This window comes from Bacillus sp. CZDM1 (genome assembly GCF_055502545.1).
This window is the reverse complement of the sequence record NZ_JBUESO010000009.1, coordinates 15,504-36,441: the sequence shown is the minus strand read 5'-3', so window position 1 is coordinate 36,441 and position 20,938 is coordinate 15,504. Positions and strand designations below refer to the sequence as shown.

At 38.1% G+C, this 20,938-nt stretch carries 25 protein-coding genes; 8 read left to right on the top strand and 17 right to left on the bottom strand.

The annotated features are described in order from the left end of the window. The first annotated feature begins 46 nt into the window (after window positions 1-46). From leuB to leuD, 3 genes are all read left to right on the top strand, one after another. Window positions 47-1,153, top strand: coding sequence for a 3-isopropylmalate dehydrogenase (gene leuB, locus ACY3XC_RS19720; protein ID WP_464870044.1), 1,107 nt, complete (start codon window positions 47-49; stop codon window positions 1,151-1,153). Between the two features lie 111 nt (window positions 1,154-1,264). Further along, a complete protein-coding gene (leuC, locus tag ACY3XC_RS19715) occupies window positions 1,265-2,683 on the top strand; it encodes a 3-isopropylmalate dehydratase large subunit (protein ID WP_464870043.1) in 1,419 nt (472 codons plus the stop codon). Then, complete coding sequence (gene leuD, locus ACY3XC_RS19710; RefSeq protein WP_464870042.1) at window positions 2,684-3,268, top strand: 3-isopropylmalate dehydratase small subunit; 585 nt, start codon at window positions 2,684-2,686, stop codon at window positions 3,266-3,268. 340 nt (window positions 3,269-3,608) lie between these two features. Here leuD and ACY3XC_RS19705 read toward each other — a convergent pair whose 3' ends face one another. Beyond that, window positions 3,609-3,935, bottom strand: coding sequence for a YnfA family protein (locus ACY3XC_RS19705; RefSeq protein ID WP_464870041.1), 327 nt, complete (start codon window positions 3,933-3,935; stop codon window positions 3,609-3,611). Window positions 3,936-4,033: 98 nt separating this feature from the next. Between ACY3XC_RS19705 and ACY3XC_RS19700 the strand changes: the two genes are divergently transcribed. From ACY3XC_RS19700 to ACY3XC_RS19690, 3 genes are all read left to right on the top strand, one after another. After that, window positions 4,034-4,279 carry a hypothetical protein gene (locus tag ACY3XC_RS19700; RefSeq protein WP_464870040.1) on the top strand — a complete coding sequence of 82 codons (246 nt, stop codon included), beginning with the start codon at window positions 4,034-4,036 and terminating at the stop codon, window positions 4,277-4,279. Window positions 4,280-4,327: 48 nt separating this feature from the next. After that, window positions 4,328-4,468 carry a hypothetical protein gene (locus ACY3XC_RS19695; RefSeq protein WP_464870039.1) on the top strand — a complete coding sequence of 47 codons (141 nt, stop codon included), beginning with the start codon at window positions 4,328-4,330 and terminating at the stop codon, window positions 4,466-4,468. Between the two features lie 175 nt (window positions 4,469-4,643). After that, a complete protein-coding gene (locus tag ACY3XC_RS19690; RefSeq protein ID WP_464870038.1) occupies window positions 4,644-6,014 on the top strand; it encodes an MFS transporter in 1,371 nt (456 codons plus the stop codon). A gap of 223 nt (window positions 6,015-6,237) precedes the next feature. Here the strand turns inward: ACY3XC_RS19690 and ACY3XC_RS19685 are convergent, their stop codons facing one another. The 15 genes from ACY3XC_RS19685 to ACY3XC_RS19615 form a co-directional block, all read right to left on the bottom strand. After that, complete coding sequence (locus ACY3XC_RS19685) at window positions 6,238-6,795, bottom strand: class I SAM-dependent methyltransferase (protein WP_464870037.1); 558 nt, start codon at window positions 6,793-6,795, stop codon at window positions 6,238-6,240. 14 nt (window positions 6,796-6,809) lie between these two features. Further along, window positions 6,810-7,196 carry an iron chaperone gene (locus tag ACY3XC_RS19680; RefSeq protein ID WP_464870036.1) on the bottom strand — a complete coding sequence of 129 codons (387 nt, stop codon included), beginning with the start codon at window positions 7,194-7,196 and terminating at the stop codon, window positions 6,810-6,812. Between the two features lie 71 nt (window positions 7,197-7,267). After that, window positions 7,268-7,822, bottom strand: a complete 555-nt coding sequence (locus ACY3XC_RS19675; protein ID WP_464870035.1) for a histidine phosphatase family protein — start codon at window positions 7,820-7,822, stop codon at window positions 7,268-7,270. 144 nt (window positions 7,823-7,966) lie between these two features. Beyond that, window positions 7,967-8,398: a VOC family protein gene (locus tag ACY3XC_RS19670; protein ID WP_464870034.1), complete on the bottom strand. Its 432-nt coding sequence runs from the start codon at window positions 8,396-8,398 to the stop codon at window positions 7,967-7,969. A gap of 28 nt (window positions 8,399-8,426) precedes the next feature. After that, complete coding sequence (locus ACY3XC_RS19665; RefSeq protein WP_464870033.1) at window positions 8,427-9,128, bottom strand: hypothetical protein; 702 nt, start codon at window positions 9,126-9,128, stop codon at window positions 8,427-8,429. Window positions 9,129-9,236: 108 nt separating this feature from the next. Further along, a complete protein-coding gene (locus ACY3XC_RS19660) occupies window positions 9,237-9,812 on the bottom strand; it encodes a GNAT family N-acetyltransferase (RefSeq protein ID WP_464870032.1) in 576 nt (191 codons plus the stop codon). Window positions 9,813-9,975: 163 nt separating this feature from the next. Beyond that, window positions 9,976-10,599 (bottom strand): histidine phosphatase family protein, encoded by a 624-nt coding sequence (locus ACY3XC_RS19655; RefSeq protein WP_464870031.1) that lies wholly within the window; start codon window positions 10,597-10,599, stop codon window positions 9,976-9,978. A gap of 197 nt (window positions 10,600-10,796) precedes the next feature. Continuing rightward, entirely contained in the window at window positions 10,797-12,026 is a 1,230-nt protein-coding gene (locus tag ACY3XC_RS19650; protein WP_464870030.1) for a PucR family transcriptional regulator, read from the bottom strand. A gap of 145 nt (window positions 12,027-12,171) precedes the next feature. Next, window positions 12,172-13,653, bottom strand: a complete 1,482-nt coding sequence (putP, locus tag ACY3XC_RS19645) for a sodium/proline symporter PutP (protein WP_464870029.1) — start codon at window positions 13,651-13,653, stop codon at window positions 12,172-12,174. Window positions 13,654-13,749: 96 nt separating this feature from the next. Next, window positions 13,750-15,294, bottom strand: coding sequence for an L-glutamate gamma-semialdehyde dehydrogenase (pruA, locus tag ACY3XC_RS19640; RefSeq protein WP_464870232.1), 1,545 nt, complete (start codon window positions 15,292-15,294; stop codon window positions 13,750-13,752). A gap of 99 nt (window positions 15,295-15,393) precedes the next feature. Next, the gene (locus ACY3XC_RS19635) at window positions 15,394-16,311 is read right to left on the bottom strand and encodes a proline dehydrogenase family protein (RefSeq protein WP_179157764.1); all 918 of its coding nucleotides are present in this window, start codon (window positions 16,309-16,311) and stop codon (window positions 15,394-15,396) included. A gap of 531 nt (window positions 16,312-16,842) precedes the next feature. Beyond that, a complete protein-coding gene (locus tag ACY3XC_RS19630; RefSeq protein ID WP_464870028.1) occupies window positions 16,843-17,199 on the bottom strand; it encodes a DUF2085 domain-containing protein in 357 nt (118 codons plus the stop codon). Further along, entirely contained in the window at window positions 17,174-17,449 is a 276-nt protein-coding gene (locus ACY3XC_RS19625; RefSeq protein WP_464870027.1) for a hypothetical protein, read from the bottom strand. The genes ACY3XC_RS19630 and ACY3XC_RS19625 overlap by 26 nt, the downstream gene beginning before the upstream one ends. A 16-nt stretch (window positions 17,450-17,465) precedes the next feature. After that, the gene (locus tag ACY3XC_RS19620; RefSeq protein ID WP_464870026.1) at window positions 17,466-17,759 is read right to left on the bottom strand and encodes a hypothetical protein; all 294 of its coding nucleotides are present in this window, start codon (window positions 17,757-17,759) and stop codon (window positions 17,466-17,468) included. 117 nt (window positions 17,760-17,876) lie between these two features. Further along, a complete protein-coding gene (locus tag ACY3XC_RS19615) occupies window positions 17,877-18,191 on the bottom strand; it encodes a DUF3892 domain-containing protein (RefSeq protein ID WP_179157768.1) in 315 nt (104 codons plus the stop codon). A gap of 127 nt (window positions 18,192-18,318) precedes the next feature. Here ACY3XC_RS19615 and ACY3XC_RS19610 point away from each other — a divergent pair, with 127 nt between their 5' ends. After that, window positions 18,319-18,600, top strand: a complete 282-nt coding sequence (locus tag ACY3XC_RS19610; protein WP_464870025.1) for a hypothetical protein — start codon at window positions 18,319-18,321, stop codon at window positions 18,598-18,600. A 154-nt stretch (window positions 18,601-18,754) separates the two neighbouring features. After that, window positions 18,755-20,332 carry a glycosyl hydrolase family 28-related protein gene (locus ACY3XC_RS19605; protein WP_464870024.1) on the top strand — a complete coding sequence of 526 codons (1,578 nt, stop codon included), beginning with the start codon at window positions 18,755-18,757 and terminating at the stop codon, window positions 20,330-20,332. Here the strand turns inward: ACY3XC_RS19605 and ACY3XC_RS19600 are convergent. Then, on the bottom strand, window positions 20,323-20,913 hold the full coding sequence (locus tag ACY3XC_RS19600) for a DUF1836 domain-containing protein (protein ID WP_464870023.1): 591 nt from the start codon (window positions 20,911-20,913) through the stop codon (window positions 20,323-20,325). The genes ACY3XC_RS19605 and ACY3XC_RS19600 overlap by 10 nt on opposite strands. Between the last annotated feature and the right edge of the window lie 25 nt (window positions 20,914-20,938).

Below are 20,938 nucleotides of genomic sequence, written 5' to 3'. Positions count from 1 at the left end.
GCTTTTCGCGAGGCGAATTAAAAAAATGACGAGGAGGTTGCTTCGAATGAAAAAACGTATTGTATTACTACCTGGTGATGGGATCGGCAAGGAGGTTATTAATTCTGCACAAGATGTTTTGAATGCCGTTGCGGAAGAATTTAACCACAGTTTTAACTTCGAAACCCATGAGATCGGAGGGGCAGCCATTGACCTATACGGCACTCCGCTGCCGGAAACAACAGTTGACGCTTGTAAGCGGGCAGATGCTGTATTATTAGGCGCGGTTGGCGGCCCAAAATGGGATAACAACCCCTCCCATTTACGCCCTGAAAGAGGATTACTCGGTATTCGGAAGGCCCTTGATTTATTCGCAAATTTAAGACCCATTAAAGGATTTAAAAATTTGCTGCATGCTTCTCCTCTAAAAGAAGAAATTGTTGCAGGCAGCGATTTATTAATCGTCCGTGAACTAACCGGCGGTATTTACTTTGGTACTCCAAGTGAACGGCGCGACAACGGTCAAACTGTTGTTGATACACTTGCTTATACTCGTAAAGAGATTGAAAGAATTGTAGACAAAGCCTTCCAAGCTGCACAAGGACGGCGTGGACACCTTACTTCAGTTGATAAAGCAAATGTATTAGAATCCAGTAAAATGTGGCGCGAAATTGTCGAAGAGAAAAAGGCTCAGTACCCAGACGTGGTGGTTGAGCATGTATTGGTGGATGCGGCAGCAATGAAATTAATCACTAATCCAACCAAGTTCGATGTTATTGTTACAGAGAATATGTTCGGTGACATTCTTAGTGATGAAGCCTCTGTCCTAACAGGTTCACTAGGAATGCTTGCTTCAGCTTCTTTGAGTGAAGATGGAGTTGGTCTATATGAGCCTGTTCACGGTTCTGCACCAGATATTGCAGGAAAAGGTATCGCCAACCCAACAGCAATGATTTTATCAACTGCATTAATGCTGCGTTACTCTTTCCAACTAAATGATGAGGCAAAATTAATCGAAGATGCAGTACAGTCTGTGTTAGATAGTGGATGCCATACAGCAGACCTTCACATTCCTGAAGGAAGACAAGTGGGCACAGAAGAAATGACCCGTCTAATTGTCGATTATATTAAGTCCCAAAACGCATCAAAATGTATCATGAGCTGTTACGTTTAACTAGTCGCAGCTGGGCTCATCGGTCCAGCTGCTTCTCCATATCAAGGAACTTCTTTTTCCGGGGATGACTACCCCCTCTTTACTAAATCTAGAAACGTGAGGAAGGACACTATGCAAAAACCCAAAAATATAATTCAAAAAGTTTGGCAGCAGCATGTTGTACATCAAGAAGCAGGAAAACCTGATTTACTTTATATTGATTTGCATCTAGTTCATGAAGTAACCTCTCCTCAGGCATTTGAAGGATTACGAATGAACGGACGAAAAGTACGCAGGCCAGATCTTACTTATGCAACAATGGATCACAATGTTTCCACACGTGATCGAAACGTGATCAAAGATCCTGTTTCTAAGAAGCAAATTGATACATTAAAAGAAAATTGTCAGGAATTTGGCGTTGAACTCTCTGATCGACAACATCCCGACAATGGGATTGTACATGTAATCGGTCCTGAACTTGGCCTAACACAGCCAGGAAAAACAATCGTCTGTGGTGACAGTCATACTTCTACACATGGTGCGTTTGGCGCGCTGGCGTTCGGAATTGGGACAAGTGAAGTAGAACATGTCTTAGCTACACAAACTCTTTGGCAAGCACCTCCAAAAACAATGAATGTGAAAGTAAATGGAAAGCTTGGAACAGGCGTGACAGCGAAGGATTTAATCTTAGCGATTATCGGTAAATTTGGGGTTCAATTTGGAACTGGTTATGTGATGGAATATACAGGTGAAGCTATACGCTCTCTTTCCATGGAAGAGCGTATGACGGTTTGTAATATGTCCATTGAGGCTGGTGCACGAGCAGGCTTGATTTCTCCAGATGAAACAACTTTTGAATACGTAAAAGGACGCCGTCATGCTCCTAAGGATGAGGCTTTTCTTGAAGCCGTTGCAAAATGGCAGGCACTTGCCTCTGATGAAGGTGCAGAATATGACGCAGTGGTTGAAATTGAGGCATCGGAGGTTGAACCGCAGGTTACATGGGGAACAAACCCGGGTATGTGTATCCCAATTACAGCAACCGTGCCAAATCCAGATAATGCAGAAAAAGCGAATAAAAAAGATGAAATTTCTCGTGCCCTTCAATATATGGGACTTGAAGCCGATCAGCCTATTTCTAGTGTGGAGATCGATCATGTCTTTATTGGCTCTTGTACAAATTCACGCTTAAGTGATTTACGCAGTGCGGCAGATGTCATCCGTGGCCGTAAGGTAAACCCTAAGGTGAAGGCAATTGTCGTTCCAGGTTCTTTTAGTGTGAAATTGGCTGCCGAAAAAGAAGGCATTGATCAAATTTTTATAGACGCAGGTTTTGAATGGCGTGAAGCTGGCTGCAGTATGTGTCTTGCTATGAATGATGATATCGTTCCTCCAGGCGGACGCTGTGCTTCCACTTCTAACCGGAACTTCGAAGGCCGCCAAGGAAACGGTTCTCGTACACACCTTGTCAGTCCTGAAATGGCTGCTGCGGCGGCTGTTGCAGGTCACTTCGTCGATGTTCGCAAGTTCACAGCACAGGAGGTACTATAAATGGAACCACTACGCATTCATACAGGTATCGTTTGTCCTTTAAACCGAAGTAATGTTGATACAGACCAGATTATTCCAAAGCAATTTCTAAAAAGAATTGAGCGAAGCGGTTTTGGACAATTTTTATTCTATCACTGGCGCTTTGATGATGAAGGTAACCTTCGTAAGGATTTTTCAATGAATCATCCAAAATATCAAGGAGCCTCCATTTTAGTAGCTGGCGAAAACTTTGGCTGTGGATCCTCTCGTGAACATGCGCCATGGGCGATTCAGGACTTTGGCTTTAAAGTGGTTATTGCTCAGAGCTATGCAGATATTTTTAAAAATAACTGTGTGAAAAATGGTATTCTTACGATTCAAGCTAGTGAAGAACAGGTTCAAAGCATTATGCGGAAAGCTGAATCTGAGGAGTACTCACTTACTGTGAATCTCGAAGACCAAGTGGTTACCGATAATCAAGGGTTAGAGTTTACTTTTGATATCGCTCCATATCCGAAGGAAATGCTGCTTAACGGCTGGGACGAGATTGGTGTAACGCTTAACTATGAGGATAAGATTTCGCAATATGAACTTGCAAATAAATAATCCTTTAATAATCATTAGAAATGGCAAGGGTTTATACCCTTGCTATTTTCTTTTAACTTTCTGGTTTTTCTGATTCGGAACCATTTTCTCCTTCTCTGGGAACGATTTCGTATGGTATGAGAATTCATAGGCGGAGAATTTCCAGCTAATGTATATAAGGAAGGCTTAGGGTGCAGTTTTAAGCGGAGATATTCCGATTAACTCCTCTAAATAAGACAAAATCCAAAGATTTGGAGAGCATAAGCGGAAAAGCTCCCCTTATTTTAAGGGAAATATGGGTATTTCCCAATTTAAACGGAATTTCTCCGTTTATTTTTCGGTAGGATTCCAAGCTCTTTTATTAATGCCGCGGTGCCAGTAACATCACCAAAACACCAACAATACATATTCCTGCACCAACACAGTCATATAAATCAGGTGCTTTTTTATCGATCCCCCAGCCCCATAGAACTGAAAGCACAATGAACACTCCCCCGTAGGCAGCATAAACTCGCCCGAATGAAGGGAATGACTGAAAGGTCGCAATTACACCGTATAAGGCTAAAACGAGCCCGCCAATAAGTCCCCAGTAGGAAGGCTTCCCTTCACGCATCCATTGCCAAATCAAATAGCCCCCTCCTATCTCTGCAATTCCGGCAAGAATAAATAAAAGAGTTGCTTGAAACATTACAATCACATCCTAATCTTTTTACCTTTTTTTTAAAAGAGTATAAATAATTTTCTGCAACATAGAGTTTTATAACGGACAAGGTTAGGAGTGGTTACTTGATTAAATTAATATTAATAATTTTATTTGTCCTTCTTTCCATTACTATACTCTTCTTTATCTTAACAAAAAATAAGCAGCAAATGATTCAGACCTATTCAATTTCAACTTTTATGGGAGCAAGTACTGATAATGAATTTCTGGAACCAAAACCAACGATCATTGAAAAAGTTAATCATTTTTTTGATGATAATGACGCTGGGGATGATGGCATAGACGACGGTGGTGATGACGCGGGAGAATAGACAAATGGTTTAGGTTTGATACTAAGTAATAAAAAGGAGGGAATCGATATGGATGGAAAGTATAATACAGGCGATGATGCGAGTGTTGAGCTGAAGAAGGCTCTTAACAAAACTACACCTAGAAAGAATCCAAACATGAGTGAAGCAGAGTTTAAGATGAAATATCAAGGAAAAGCAAACAAACTCTAACTAGTGCTAAATTAGAAATAACTCATCTAACATCTAACATAAAAGCAGTGGATTTCGAGTAAATCGCACTGCTTTTAGCATTTACTTTAGAAAAGTTTTTAATTATCTCTCTCAAAAGGACCATATATTTGCTACTATTGATTAATAGTATTTATCTAAGAGGAGATTGTATGTGATGTCTGTAACAAAGAATGTTTCATTCGTAAAAAATCAAAATTTTCTAATCGTTGCTATCGCATTGGGTGTAATACTTAACCCACTAAACACAACGATGATTACGGTTGCATTGCCAGAGATAAAAAATGAGTTTTTGCTTACCTCAAAAGATATTGCATGGTTGATTGCTTCCTATTTTATAATTAGTGCTATATTCTTACCCCTAATTGGTAAATTAAGTGATTATTATGGAAGGAAAAAAATTTTTCTATTTGGACTACTCTTGGTAGGTATTTCTTCCTTTACCGCCCCATTATCGCCGAATATGCCGTTTCTACTAGGAATGAGATCGATACAAGCAATCGGAACGTCTGCGCTATATCCTGCCGGGATTGGAATCGTTCGTACATATATTGAAAAAAATCAAAATAGAGTAATCGGTACACTATCGGTATTTGCTACCACCTCGGCAGCATTTGGACCGACAATCAGCGGGCTGTTAATTCAACAAGGCGGCTGGCATGTTATCTTTTATGTTAACTTTCCAATTATCATTATTTCTGCTATTTTGGCTGCCCTCACTATTCCGAAAGATGAAAAGAGTACCACGAGGATTTTCAAGTGGGATGGAATTGGGATTGTTTTGTTCGGGCTATTAATCTCTGTTTGGATGTATTATTTCCAAACGTTAGAAAGTGGTATGAATGTATGGGCATTAATCGCTTCTTTAGCGTTAACTTTTTTATTTTACTTCTTTGAAAAAAAGAAAGAAGATCCTTTTATCGACGTTATTTTCCTAAAGAAAAATCTAAATATTTCATCGTTGTATATTCAATATATTTTTTCAACAGTGATATTTTTTGCTATGCTCCTTTCAATGCCGATTTATTTACAGTCTGTATTAATGCTTAACTCCAAACAAACGGGTATCATTATGCTCTCTATTTCCATATTTGCCATGATTATTACACCATTGGCGACGCGTTGGATTGAAAAATCAGGTTATAGAATCCCTTTATTAACAGGGGTATTGATAGGAGTAGTTGGTGTTGTCCTATTACTGACAGTCAATCATAACTCTCCACTTTATTGGATATTTATGGTGTTATCAACCATCGGATTGAGTAATGGTATTCTAAACATCGGTTTACAAACGCTGCTCTATTCATTTGTTTCTATATCGGAAAGTGGAACGGCCTCAGGTCTATTTATGACATCAAGATTCATAGGGAATATCCTTGCTTCAAGCATATTTGGTGTCATGTTTGCCACAGGAGTCAATGATACTAACCAAAATTGGTTAGCCATCATTTTAATCGTTGTATCCGTTATTTTACTGCCAGGAATACTGTTCGTAACAAAAGACAAACCCGTACCAAATACTCCATAGCTAAAAAAATGCAATGTACAGACTGCCTTTTTTGCATAATACCATAATCGTTTGTTAAAACTGAATTTTACAGTATCGTTCCCTTAAACGCTCATTTTCGTCGTTCAAGGGACCGATTCTCCAGGTATCTTACCCTTGGCACCTCGTTTTTGTCCCCTCAGATTCGATTCTATAAGCAAACACAATAATTGGTGCATACGTTTCATACTCCTCCTCAATCTTATTAAGGTTTTATTGCATCGATTATTAATGAAGGAAATAATAGCTTATCCCCTTGATTCCTAGGATCAAACTTTTTCGACCGAAAAATCACTCCATCTTCAGCATACCATTCCCTGAAATGAAAATTACCTTCTTCATCAAAATATTCAAGCAAAGTCACTTGAAATCCTGCGACTTCAAACATTTTAGATAGAGTTCGGTAATTATGAACGATTTTATGACTTGCAGCGGGATGATCTTTTGGACCTTGGCCGCCGATTTTTACTATATTTTGATATTCCTCATCGGGAAAATATCCATCTGGAACAGCACACCGTATATAGCCTGAAGGCTTTAGGTATTGATAACAAAGTTTAGCAGCCTGAATGCCTTCTTCAAATGTTAAGTGCTCCCAAACATGTTCAGCTAGAATCGCTGTTATGGAATTATAAGTAAACTTGTTTCCCCACGTGATCTCATCTATTAAATTGAGCTCTTCTTCCTGGGTATGTAACCACCCTGGATTATTATTGTATTCCCCTGCTCCGATAACAACTTTGATTTCCTTTTCTACAACCACAAGTTTCCCTCCGACTATTTCTTTTTTACTTTTCCCTCTGCTTTCTTTCTATTTTCAGCCACTCTAAATTTAACAATCTCGCTAATTAATTCATATGGCAGCGGTTTGTCTTTAGGGAACTGGACTGCCCCTTTTGAGCTTTTAAACTCTGTTAATTTATGTTGAAAAGCTGCGATTCCACTTGGAGTTGGATAGAATCCTATATGATTTTTATTAGCAGCGAAATACACGAGATTTCCATTCCAGGAAAAAGCGGGCATTTGATAACTTATCTTTTCAACTGCATCGGGTGCTGACTCTTTAATCACTTCTCTTAGATTTTGGAGTATATCCTGAACTTCTTTTGGAAATTGCTTTATGTATTCATCAATCGAATTAATGTTGATTTTATTTTCTTGCATGATTTTTTCTCCTAACTATAGCAGAATTTTCAACTAAACCATTCCTTAGTTTCATTATAATAAATTCCCCTTCATTCCTTGCTTAATTCCAATAGCATTCGCTCAAAGGTTACTTTATTATTTTCCTTTTTCAAAAGAAACACATCAGGATTACGTAGATTCCGCCAATCATCAAATCCGAATTCATTATTATAATGATTTAAAAGTAAAGACAATAAATTACCATGTGTAACAATAATGGTATCTTGAGATTCACTTTTCAGAACTTCCTCTACTACACTTACAATACGACTAGCCGCTTCATTACTAGACTCTCCACCTTCGAATTTCAATTCAAAATCATCAAAGGTATCTTTTAGTTTTTCAAGCCAGTCGGAAAGGTCTTCGGAACTAAGTACACGTTCTGTTAATAAATCGTTTGTTTCAATCTCCAAATTTCGTCTCTTTGCAAGGGGTTCTATAGATTGCACTGTACGCTTATATGGACTAGCAATAATACGGTCAATTGGAATTCCGGTAAACAAATCCTCCAAATGAATGGCTTGATTAAAGCCCTTTTCTGTAAGTGCTGCTTCAGGTGGCTGCCCTTCTGCCTCACAATGCCTAATAAGAAATATTTTCTTCACTCTAACCTCTCCTAACTTTATTCTTTTGGTTCTGCATGATTATATGCCCCCATACAAACTTCTGCTTCAGGTGACACTGCCTACTTTTATGTCAAAATAAATTGATTAGGAAAGCCTTACCTCTGAGAAGTAAGGCTTTAACTATTATTCAATAATTAACATATCATTCTCATCAAAATTCCAGCTTTCAGCATAGGCAGCTTCCCAATAATACCCATCTGGATCTGAAAAATATCCACTATATCCACCCCAAAATACCTTTTGCGGGGCTTTTACAATCCTTCCTCCCGCCTGTTCCACTATTTCAAAGATCCGATCAACCTCTTCTGTGGATTTTGCATTATAAGCGAGGGTAATCCCTGAAAAACCTTGACCGGCAGGAGGGTCATTTTCATTGATATCCTTGGAAAGCTCATCTAATGGATACAATGCCAGTTTGGTACCGCCATTTTTAAAGAAAACAATTCCCGGATTATCCTCCGTTACCGAAGTTTCAAATCCGAGTCCGTCACGATAAAATTTAAGTGACTGAGATATGTTTTTCACACCTAACGTAATCAGGTTTATTCTATTCATCTTTTATACCTCCACTTGTTTAGAAAAACTACTCTATTACAACTGTTTCTTGTTTAATTACTTCCTTAATAATTTTGTTTCCATAGGCACCGCGATGGAAGGCGTTAGTATCAGACCAGTATAGCTCTCTAAATGAAACTCCATTATTCAGTTCAATCTCTAAAAATATACGATTGCCTTCAAATGCTTTCTCTTTATACATTTCCATGTAGTCTATAGCTTCTAATAGAAGCCATTCATTAAGAAACTTGTCCTTCGCTTCAGGCGAAAAAGTATGAATTCTGCGGCCATCATCTGTACTTTCAATATGGATGTCCTTAACCAAATCCTGAATTGGATAAATATCTCCGATTGTTTTTGCGTCTTTCTTTTGATCAGCCACATACACTTTATCGTTTGCAACCACCATGATGGATGAAGGATACCCTTTTACAGCAAAAACAGTCGTTCCTTTTGCCAAATAGGCTGCATCACCATTTTTCATTTTATGGTCGCTGCAGGCATTGTCAGCCATTTTATAGGTAACTTTTCCAATAGGCTCTCCTTTTTCAATTTGAGTGCTTAATGGTTCATTTGGTGCTTCGTCAAATTGATGTTTAAATGTAACATCATTAATCTTTAACAGATCGACCCACTCAATGGCGCCATCAGGGCATCCAATCGTTAGATTGCTTTGATTGCAGGAGGATAACAATATTGAAAGAAATAAGAGCATTATAAGTCTTTTCAACTACTCACCTCCCATAACTTTCTCAACAGTATATATTCATCATTTTACTTTGTTAATCCTTCCATTAAATAGAAAAGCTTTACTCTTTTTGGGAGTAAAGCTCAGTCTTTAAAGTTCATCTAATATATTTTGATTTTGAGGATCTTCGTTAAAGGACAAAACCTCTTCAACAGGTTGATAGGATTCACCGTAAAAATGTTGATCCTTGTAGGTATGAATCTTGTTATACGTCTTTCTCATGCCTTCAAATATCAACTCTTCAGACTCTTTATTTGGAGCCCAATAGAGAATTTCCATTTTATTAACCTCATTAGTAGCTAGCGACCGTCTTTCATACCCGATTGAATTGGCATGTTCAAAGCCCTCACGTTTATAAAAATGAAGCCTTTTTCCTGAATCACTGTCTTCATAATTAACGGGTTCAACTTCAAGAATAATAGGCTTTCCCTTATGCTTCATTTTTTCAAGGAGCTTATGACCGAGTCCCTGACCGCGGGCATTTTTTGAAACGAAAAGGTAATCAATAAAGACAAAATCATCTAACTCGGCGTACATCAAAACATGATTAGGACCCTCATCCTTATGGTAGATATCAGACCTCTCTCTTAATAATGTCTCCATATGTTCTCTAGACTTCATTTCTTCTACAGGAAAATATTGATTTAGCTTCTCATACCAATGCATTACACTGCTCCTCTTTTAAATGTCTTATTGAGGAAAGTATGTGTAATTATTCTCTTAATCATTCTTCATCTTATTTACTATTTTCCTAATGAAAAAATGTGTCTGTAAAGAAATAGCGCTTTACTTTTATAGTATCCGCTGACCATTCTTCAGGACCCTTTTCTTAAATAAAATTTACAGATTCCAAATGAGTGATATCTCCTTCTAGCACAAGTTTAAAACCATTTTCATTCATTTCTACAATCGTAAGACTCGTATCATGGATATAGGGAGGGTCCCATAAGGTTTCAATTGGTGAATTCTTAAAAAATGAATACAAACATTTGATTGCTACAGAATGAGTAACAATTAATATATTTCCAGATTTATATTCTCTTTTTATTCGATTTAAAACCTGAATGACTCTTGCCCGCGTTTCTTCAAACGTTTCGCCTCCATCAGTCGTAAATAGATGTGGGGTATTCCAAAATGATTCAAACTCTGTTTGATACAATTCTTTAATGGAAGAATGAGTTTTTCCTTCCCATTGACCCAGTTTAATTTCCCTTAGATTCTCATCGTAAATGACAGGGATATCTCTTTTACCCCGTATCAAGTTAGTAGTGGCTTTCGTCCTCCCGCTTGTGCTTGAATAAATAGCAGTTAACTCAATTTCTTTCAATCTTTCACCTAAACATACTGCATTTTTCACACCGTTTTCTGTAAGATTTGAATCCAGCCAGCCCTGCATTCTTTTTTCACGATTCCACTCTGTTTCACCATGTCTTGTTATGTATAGAGTTATCATAAGTTTCTCCCTTATTTGTTTATTACAAAATCTTTATATTAAAAATATTTAATTAACCCCTCGTTGCAATTATAACAAAAACTCGCCTATCTAATAGACGAGTTTTATCTGCCATTTTATTTGTCAAATTTAATATCATAAATAGAATATCTAAACTTGAATAGTGGATTAATGCTGATGTTAGGTCTTTTAAATAATCACTTCTCACGCTTCATTAGCTGCAAATCAATAAACAGGTGACATCTTGTATTAAAATCGTCAAAATCGATTGCAGTTAAGTCGGTGATTTGCTTGACCCGATATTTCAATGTATTGATATGGACGAAAAGTTGATCGGCTGTCGGCTTAAGCCTGCAGTTATTTAATAAAAAAACTTCTAATGTTCTAAGCAAATTTGTTTGGCTTTCGAGATCTTTCTTTTGCAGGATTAGTAAATCTTCATTTATATAACTTGTCTCACTTTGATGCCGATAAATCGTTTCAAGATAACGAAAGACTCCGAGCTTTTTATATTCGAAAGTAAATAGTATAGGAGAGCCGATGTATTTCGCAGCATTAATTACTTCCAGTGCTTCAGCATAGCTTTTACTAAGCTGAAGGATAGATAAATATGCATTGCCGATTCCGGAAAAAACCTTTTGATTTTTAAATTGGCTTAATACTGTGTGCGTTAGTTCATTGGCGCTTTCAGACAATCGTCCTGAATCCTTCGATGTGCTTCCGATGATGACAATGATCTTCAGTTGATCTGTGAAGAGGTGGGTCGGTCGGTTTAGAGCATTAGCAAACAGCCGAACTGTCTCTGTGAGCTCACCAAAAATATCTTCATCGTTTTGAGCCACTGTAAAAACATTAATAATAAAAGCATCTGGAATAATTACCTTAATATTTGCGGCTTCCCATTTTATTTGGTTTTCCGTTTGATAGGTTTTCTCGATTATTTTCTTATAAAATTGATTTTTTTCTTCATCTTTACCAAGCTTTAACTGGTTCTTTTGATAAAGAAGCTTTCCGATATGAAAAGATACTTCATGCAAGAAATTAAGCTCATTATCTGTCAGCAGCGTATTTGTTTCTTGAACCCAGATATATCCGAAAATGATTTCTTTATATTTTGCACTTACAACTACACGCTGATTAAGGCCAATACTTTGAAATTGCTTAATACGGAATGGCTTAGGAATACTTTTTAACTGTTCAACGATTCCCTCATCCATAAATTTTTCTAAAATGCTGATTGGCCATCGCTTCGTAAAGATTGTTTGTTGATTTGCTTGATCAAATTGGTCGATATAATACGAGCTGTAGGACAACAAGGAAAACTGATCACTCTCGATTACTATTGGCTTTTTTAAATAGGCGCTGACCATATCGGTAATTTCGTCTATATCTGTCAAAGATAGTATTTTTTCCAACGGCTGACTCATACAGCTCCTCCTATTCTTTTTAGTTAAATAATTATTAATAAAAAAATGATAGTTATCCATTAGCATACATTCATTAGAGACGATTGTACATAATGTTTTTTTCAAATAGGGGAATAGCCCGCAGCATAAACTGCGGGCTTTTCAATCAACTTTCTTTTTTTAGAATTTCAAGTGTTTCTGTGAATTCCCTATCAATTTCGGCATTCGGTTGATACGTCGCGATACTTACAAAGTACGTAACAATCCAACAGATAATGAAACCGGGAACAATTTCATAAAGCGTGCCTGTCAATGAATCAACGTTACCCCAAATCATGACGGTGATCGCACCTGCGACCATTCCCAAAAGGGCACCCTTAGTCGTAATCTTCCGCCAGTATAGGGAAAGTAAGATAATAGGGCCGAATGAGGCACCGAACCCAGCCCAAGCAAACGATACGATTTTTAAAACAGACTCGTTATTTGGCCAAGCGAGCGCCATTGCAATAACCGAAACGATTAGGACGGCCATTCTTCCTAAAAATACGTATTGTTTATCAGAGGCATCTGTCTTAATAACCGCTTTATACAAGTCTTCAATAAGCGCTGATGATGTGACAATCAGCTGTGAAGAAATCGTACTCATAACAGCTGCAAGTACAGCTGCAAGCATAATCCCCGCAATGAACGGATGAAAGATAATCTGCCCGAGGACAATAAACACAGTTTCCGGATCAGCGAGTGTGGCATTATTTTGCTGATAATAAGCAACCCCGACAAGAGCCGTTGCAACAGCTCCAAAAAGGCTGAGGAACATCCAGCCGATTCCGATACGTCTTGCGCTTTTCACTTCTTTAACCGAACTGATCGCCATGAAACGGACAATAATATGCGGTTGACCAAAATAGCCAAGCCCCCATGCAACCGCTGACAAAATCCCGAGGAAGGAAGCACCAGAAACAAAGTTCAACAATTGCGGATTAACTTCCCGAATGCTTGTTGTTGTTTCCGTAAGACCACCTGTAAGAAAGACCCCAGCAATCGGTACAAGTAGAAGTGCGAGAAACATAATAATCCCTTGGACAACATCCGTATAACTTACAGCCAAAAACCCACCAAACAAAGTATAGAAAATAACGACAGCAGATACGATCAAAAGACCAGCGTGATAGTCAAGACCGAAAGAGCTCAGGAAAAACTTCCCGCCTGCAACCATTCCAGAAGATACGTAAAAAGTAAAGAAAATAAGAATAATGATACCTGAAGCAATACGTAAAAGACGTGATTTATCTTTCAGGCGGCTTTCCAAGTAACTAGGAATCGTAATGGAATCATTCGACACTTGCGTATAGACGCGAAGACGTGGTGCAACGAGAACATAGTTAAAATACGCACCAGCCGTCAGCCCAATTGCAATCCAAATTTCAGCAAGACCACTCAAATAGATTGCACCCGGTAGACCCATGAGTAACCATCCCGACATATCTGCAGCGCCAGCACTGAGAGCCGTAACTGCCGGACCAAGTGAACGTCCGCCAAGCATGAAGTCCGTCAGGTTGGATGTACGTTTAAATGCATACCAACCGATGAAAACCATAGCACCCATGTAAATAATAATTGCTAATAATTGATACATTTCATTGGACATAGTAAAACCCCTTCTAAATCTTTTTTATTATTAACATTATTCAATAAAATAAAACGCTTCTGTTTTCTGATATTAGAAAATAGAAGCGTTTTTTCCTTAGTACATTTCAGAAGTAGTTTTTGCTTGCATATGAAGTTGTAAGTAATCCGGTCCGCCTGCTTTAGAGTCGGTTCCTGACATGTTAAAGCCTCCGAACGGCTGGTAACCCACAATGGCACCTGTACAGCCTCGATTAAAATAGAGGTTTCCGACATGGAAGTCTTCACGGGCTTTAGCCATGTTCGCACGATTTGTTGTAATAACTGCACCTGTTAGTCCATATTCTGTGTTGTTGGCAATTTCAAGTGCATGATCGAAATCTCTCGCTTTTGCGAACGCGACGATTGGACCAAAAATTTCTTCCTGCATTACGCGGGCGTTCGGATCGACATCCGCGACAATTGTAGGTTGGACGAAATACCCTTTAGAGCTGTCACCTTCACCACCTGCGAGGATGCGGCCTTCTTCTTTGCCGATTTCCACATAACTCATAATCTTGTCAAATGCCGCTTGGTCGATTACCGGACCCATGAAATGATTTTCCACTGGATTGCCTATAGTCAGTTCTTTTGTTAATTGTACCGCGCGATTTAACACTTGTTCATAGACATTTTCTACGATAACCACACGTGAACACGCTGAACATTTTTGACCTGAGAAACCGAAAGCGGATTGAACGATTGATTGGGCAGCTAATTCAAGGTCTGCCTCTTGATCAACAACAATCGTATCTTTTCCGCCCATTTCTGCGATAACGCGCTTCATCCAGATCTGACCGTCATTAAGCTTCGATGCACGTTCAAAAATACGAAGTCCAACATCACGAGAACCTGTGAAAGAGATAAAACGCGTTTTCGGATGGTCGACAAGGTAATCGCCGACTTCAGCGCCACTACCAGGTACAAAGTTTAAGACGCCAGCTGGGAGGCCTGCTTCTTCCATTACTTCCACAAATTTTGCTGCCACAACTGGTGTTGTAGAAGCTGGTTTCAATAAGACTGTGTTTCCAGTAACGATAGCGGCAACAGTTGTTCCCGCCATAATCGCAAACGGGAAGTTCCACGGGGAAATAATAATTCCTACACCTAGTGGAATATAATCGTAGCGATTGTATTCACCTTGACGGCTTTCAACTGGAACACCCTCTTTTATTTTCAGCATTTGACGTGCATAATACTCTAGAAAATCGATTGCTTCTGCTGTATCGGCATCTGCTTCATTCCAAGGCTTGCCTGCTTCTTTTGTTAAAAGAGCTGAAAATTCATGTTTACGGCGGCGAATGATGGCTGCAGCTTTAAATAAAACATCCGCACGGATTTCCGGTTTTGTTTTTCTCCATGCTTCAAATGCAGTAACAGCAGCCTGCATTGCCTTTTCAGCAAGTTCTTTATTTGCTTTTGACACACTGCCAATTACTTCTTGTTTATCGGCAGGATTATTTGAAACAATTTTACCATCAGTTGTTACTTTTTCATTTCCAATGACTAATGGATAGTGTTGTCCTAAATAACCTTCTACAAGCTGGAGCGCATCTTCATATGCCTTTTTGTTTTCCTCTTTTGAAAAATCAGTAAATGGTTCATGTTTGTATGGAATCATTATTTTTTACTCTCCTTTTAGGTATGATGTATAAATTAATCCTTTCGTAATGTCCTTTTTGCGTTGCTTACTAAAGGCGCATTATGTTTGTTTATAGCTAATTTAGCTTTTGACCATCCCTTTAAAAGCAAAGGAAATATTCGCTGGTCTTTCGGCTAATCTTCTCATGAAGTAGCCATACCAATCCATGCCGTATGGGACGTAGACTCTAAATTTATAACCTTGTTTGGCTAACTCTAACTGTGTTTTAGTTCTCATTCCATAAAGCATTTGGAATTCAAATTGATTATTTGGAATATTATGTTGCTTAGCGATCTCTTTTGTATATTCAATCATCGCATCATCATGTGAAGCAATGGCGGTATAGTTACCGCTTAGCAAGCTTTGTTTGATTAGTTTTTTATAATTCTCGTCTACATCCTTCTTTTCAGGAAAGGCCACTTCAGATGACTCTTTATATGCCCCTTTTACAAGGCGTAAAAACGGTTGATAAGAGCCAAGGTCTTTCAAATCCTGTTCTGTTCGGTATAAATAAGCTTGCAAAACAGTACTGACACATCTGTATTTTTTTCTGAATTGCTTAAATAGATCAATCGTTGCCTGGCAGCGCGACACATCCTCCATATCAATCGTTACCATGATATTATGTTTTTCAGCTGTATCGAGAATTCTTGTCATATTTTTAACAACAAGCTCACGGTCAATATCAAGTCCTAAAGAGGTCATCTTCACAGACACTTGTGAATCAAGATTTTCATTGCTGATCATTTCGATTGTCTGTATACACTCCTCTGTTCGTTCATTGGCGACATCAACTGAATCAACAAATTCTCCTAAATGATCGACTGTAACGGATAATCCCTGTTTATTTAGTTCACGAATAAAGCGAATCGAACTTTGGAAATCGGTACCACCAATAATTTTCCCAGCAGCAAAACTGCCGCCTTGTTTTTGTGCAAATTTATTTAATAAATTGTTTTTTGATAAAAATAAGAAAAAGTCCCTTGTAATCGCTTCCATACGTTTAACAACCTCCGAAAAGTATTAATATTTAAATTAATCTTACGATTTTGTGACATATCTCTACAATGTTCTTAATTAACAATAAAACGACTGTGCTTTTGTTGGTTTTGGACAATGAAGGGGGAAAGATAAAATAATCATAGGGATTTTTCGGAAAAATACCTGATTCAATTAAGGAAGCAGGAATAAGGTTTAGCTTGATTAAATATTTTGACAGCAAAAAAGACATTCCTTGAAAGAATGTCTTTTACTATACTTATTAAAGCTGTAGGCAAGGTGACTCCTCCTTCTTAGAAAGATTCCTGTGAGTTAAATTCTACTTTAACCAAAAAAAGGCCACGCATTCGACCTTTTATAAAATATTTTGAAGTGTTTCTAAAATGTATAAGATAAATTGATACACCATTGAGATTAGCTGAGATAAAAACTCAAATAACGAGTCCAACAAACAACATCACCCTTTCATAACGTCCTGTTTTATACTATGCTTTGTGGGACGAGTATGAAACGGATAAAAGTGTACTTCAGTTACAATACAAGAGAAATAATACCTTGGCTGATACTAACGATAATAATACTCTGACCTAAGCCACTTACGATTCCCGTTGTTACCCTTAATGGATTATTACTCAATCGAAGTTTCTTTTTTTGGGTCCAACCATCCAAAACCATTGGAAGATTTAATACAATCCCCAGCCAAAGTGGAAAATTTAATTCAAATACAAATAATAAAGGGAAAAATAAATAACCCAATAAGATACCCGTGCACCGTGCACATAATGGCAGCGTATGCCCTTTAATTGATAGACTTCTGGACTTCATTCGATGACAAGGTACAATATCAGTTAACCGCTTCAGACTAATTACAATTTGGTCCACAGTCACAATCTGGCCCTCCATCACAATCTGATTTACCGTCACAATCCGGACCGCAATCAAATGTTGGACAGTCTGGAGTACAATCATCCTTCTTCTTTTTTCGATGCTTCTTACTTCCATAATAAAAAAGCACAAACAGCAGTATTAAAATACCTATCGCCGCAGCAATTATGCCAAATACCATTTCACCATTCAGTAAAAATGCAGCAGCTACCACAAATGAAATGATCATTCCAGTTAGAAGTAAAAAAAACATAACCCTCACCTTTTCTCTAGTTACTTAATAGAATAGGTCCAATAACAAGAAATCTAAATACACTTGGAGTGGCTAAACAATACAAACTGAGTGGCAATGCCCAAATAGAACAAATAATAAGCAGTTTTGGTTTTAAGGAAATGCTTGCGTAAAAAGCCAACGTAACAGGAACTAAGTACATGACAGCAAACGAAGTTAGGACATCTGGCTCTGCGCTTGAATGGGTATAAGGGCTAAATAGTAAAATAAAACCACAAAACACAAGACTTCCAATCCCGCAAAACGTCCCTATCAGTCTCAAAAGCTTCACTGAGTTTCCCCCTAACAATAGTCTTTTTTACTATTTATATTCCATTGAAATGGTAAAAAACCTTTTTCTAATGAAAAGAAAAAGGGAGCGGCCCTTTGTGCCACTCCCTTTGCCAAACTAAAATTGGGGAAGTCGATCCAGATTGTTTTCCTTAATTCCATCCGGTTCGCTGCGAATGATATCTCTTCCGTACTTATGGAAAACATCTACATGTGCAATCTGACCTGATTTTGCTTCTGTCAAAGCCGTTATATAATCCAGCTCTCTGCCATTGCTTGTTTTAAATGCAATGATATCCCCATCATCATTTTTCCTAACGGCTACAAACTCCTCTTTTCCATCAGGATTACCATGAGCTGCCTCTAACTGCGCTTGCTGCTCACTTTGCTGTTTGTATTCATCATAAATTTTCTCATAATTCTTTTCTTCCAATTCATCCACCTCCGAACGTATGTTAGTATTTTGACGTTAAAGGCAAATAAATATTCAAAATACACAAAACCGACAAAAAAGGTCAATTACCGCACGTGGTATAATTTACCTAATTGGGGGCGATCTAATGGAATCAAATAAGGAAAATGTTTGGTTTGGTGAAAAACTCAATTTCAAAACCGCCTTCAAGCGCAGCATTTTTGTTAGTGCTGCTGGTATGGGATTCGGTATCCCTATATTAAATTTTATTTGCTTCTTTTTTTCCTATCGGGACCTAAAGGGTCGTGGAATGTCCACTTGGGACCATAAAATCGGAACGATAACCCTATATGGAAAGGTTAGTATGTCGAGGCTTTGCATTGCAGGATGCTTTCCTATGGGGATGCTAGCTGCAGGTTTTTATATTTAAAATGCCAAAGAGAAGGAGCCGTCTTGATGTTGCAAACAGCTCCTTTTTGAGTTCAATGAAATATCAACTAGTACTTGTTCCTCTTACTAGAGCTTTTCCAGATAATCGGTAATAATAGTGGTATAAATGCTTTACGTCCTGGAGTGAAAAATAAATGCTGAATTTTGATAAATTCCATGACCCGAGAGAAAATGGAGAACTGATTTCAGTGATTACCGGAAAACATCTTGATATAGAAAAAGCCATAGCAGAGACAGAAATGCTATTTCATCAATGCCTTGAGAATAGGCCTGTACCTCAATACAACAAGACACCAATCACAGTTCCTTTTTCGAAAAAAATCGCAGAGAGATTGTTTCGATTATTTGCCAGGCCAAATAGCATTTTGGAGCCTGCACAGATTTACGTCGATTCTAAAGGAAATGTAAATCCTGAATGGAAGCCGGAACTGGATAACGAGTACGAAAGCTTGATGAGTAGAATTACCAGGGAAGTAAATATTGAGGATTTTGGCGGAGTTGGAGACGGAAAAACAGATAACACAGCCGCTTTTAAAAGTGCGGTTGGAAAGGGATTCGTTAAAGTAAACGTTCCTGAAGGCATATTTATTACGAAAGGAATTGTTTTGCCATCTTGGACCTATCTCGTTGGGGCTGGAAAAGGCAAAACAACGATTAAACTGCATGACACTGCTTCAAAAGGAACTCGATTAATTACCAACGCCAACCATTGGAGAGGAAACCATCATCTGATTGTTCAGGGAATGAGTCTAGATTGGAATGTCGATAGGCTTGGGGATGCTAAAAAGACAAGTACTTGGGGCAATCATTCAAGCTGTTTAACCTATGCGAACGTTACCTATGGCTGGGTGAAGGATGTTGAAGCGATTAATCCTGGACTCCATTGCTTTGATATTTCCTCAACTCTCTACAATTATGCTGGAGATGGATTTCGTGCCAAAGGAGGCAGCAAATATGTTTGGGTCGATAATCTAACAGGTTATGGTTTTGGAGATGACGGGATAACGACACATCATAGCGACTATATTTTTATTTCAAATTCACATATGTGTGACCCGAGCGGTCGTGCCCATCAGAAGGGTTTTTCAAATTCTAATGGGTTTGAAGTCGATGATGGGTCAAGGAATGTGCTTTTGGTTAATAATTCTTCGGCCAGATGCTTTGGAGGTATTGAAGTAAAGGCCCATCAGAATTCGTCAGCTGCCTCAAATATACAAATCTTTGGTCATATCTCTGTAAACGATAATCGGTCCTATAACTTCCGCCATATTGGACACCACAAAAGCGCAGATATCGAATCAAAATCGGCTTACAATATTTGTGCTATAAATCTTGCAGCCATTAAGCCGGTTTTTACTGAATTATATAAAGATTCGACGACACGTGGATTGGTTGTGTCTGCCTATAAAAATGTCGTGATCAACCATTTTACATTGATTGGCGACCCTGATTACGATTATAAAGGCAGCCCAGTTATCGCCGTTCAGTACCGTGCTAGGAATGTGGTGCTAAACAATATTTCAATCAAGGAGTTTAATCGTGCAAGTGCAGATATTAAGGTTTATGGGGGAGAAAATCGGGCTGATTCTGTCTCTATAAATAATGTTGAGGTTTGTGCATCTGCTTCAGAGGCAATTGATATAGGTATAGATGTAGAAGATATTCAGATAAAACAAATAAATGAACTAGAAAAAGCGTCAAATCATTTATGACGCTTTCCCTCTTTTTCAACTACAATCTCGTCAACCAGTTTTTCTGCTACTTTTCGGTATAAATTACTCATGTGAACGAGTGAAGAAATCATAAGTACCTGCTCGAGGTATGGAGCGTTTCGATCTGCCATTTTCGATACTTCTTCATTGACATCCTTTATCCGTTCATTAATCTCCTCATTAAAATCAGCCACATTTCTTTGCGAGAGGTTTAAATAACTTTTGTAAAAAGAATCTATCTCTATATCCTCTTTGATAATCCTTTTATTTATCCCATCCAGTGTTGTCTGAATATCATTAATAGAAAGAGCCCCTTTTAATTGATAGATTAAACTCATCAAAATCAAATGCTCTTTTGAGTACTTCTTATTTTTAATCGGAAAAATAAGCTTCCCTTTCGCATAGTTATTGATCATTGTTTTCGTAAGAATCTTTTCCTCGTCATTCCGTTTTGAATCTGCAAATTTGTTCTCGAATAACTGAATCACCTGATCCATGTATAAATCAATATTCGGTATTTCATCTAGTTTAAGATTGGACTCCAGCCCAAGGCCCTCGAGAATTTCATTAATTTTTTCCATAAAAAAACCCCGTTCATCATGTTCT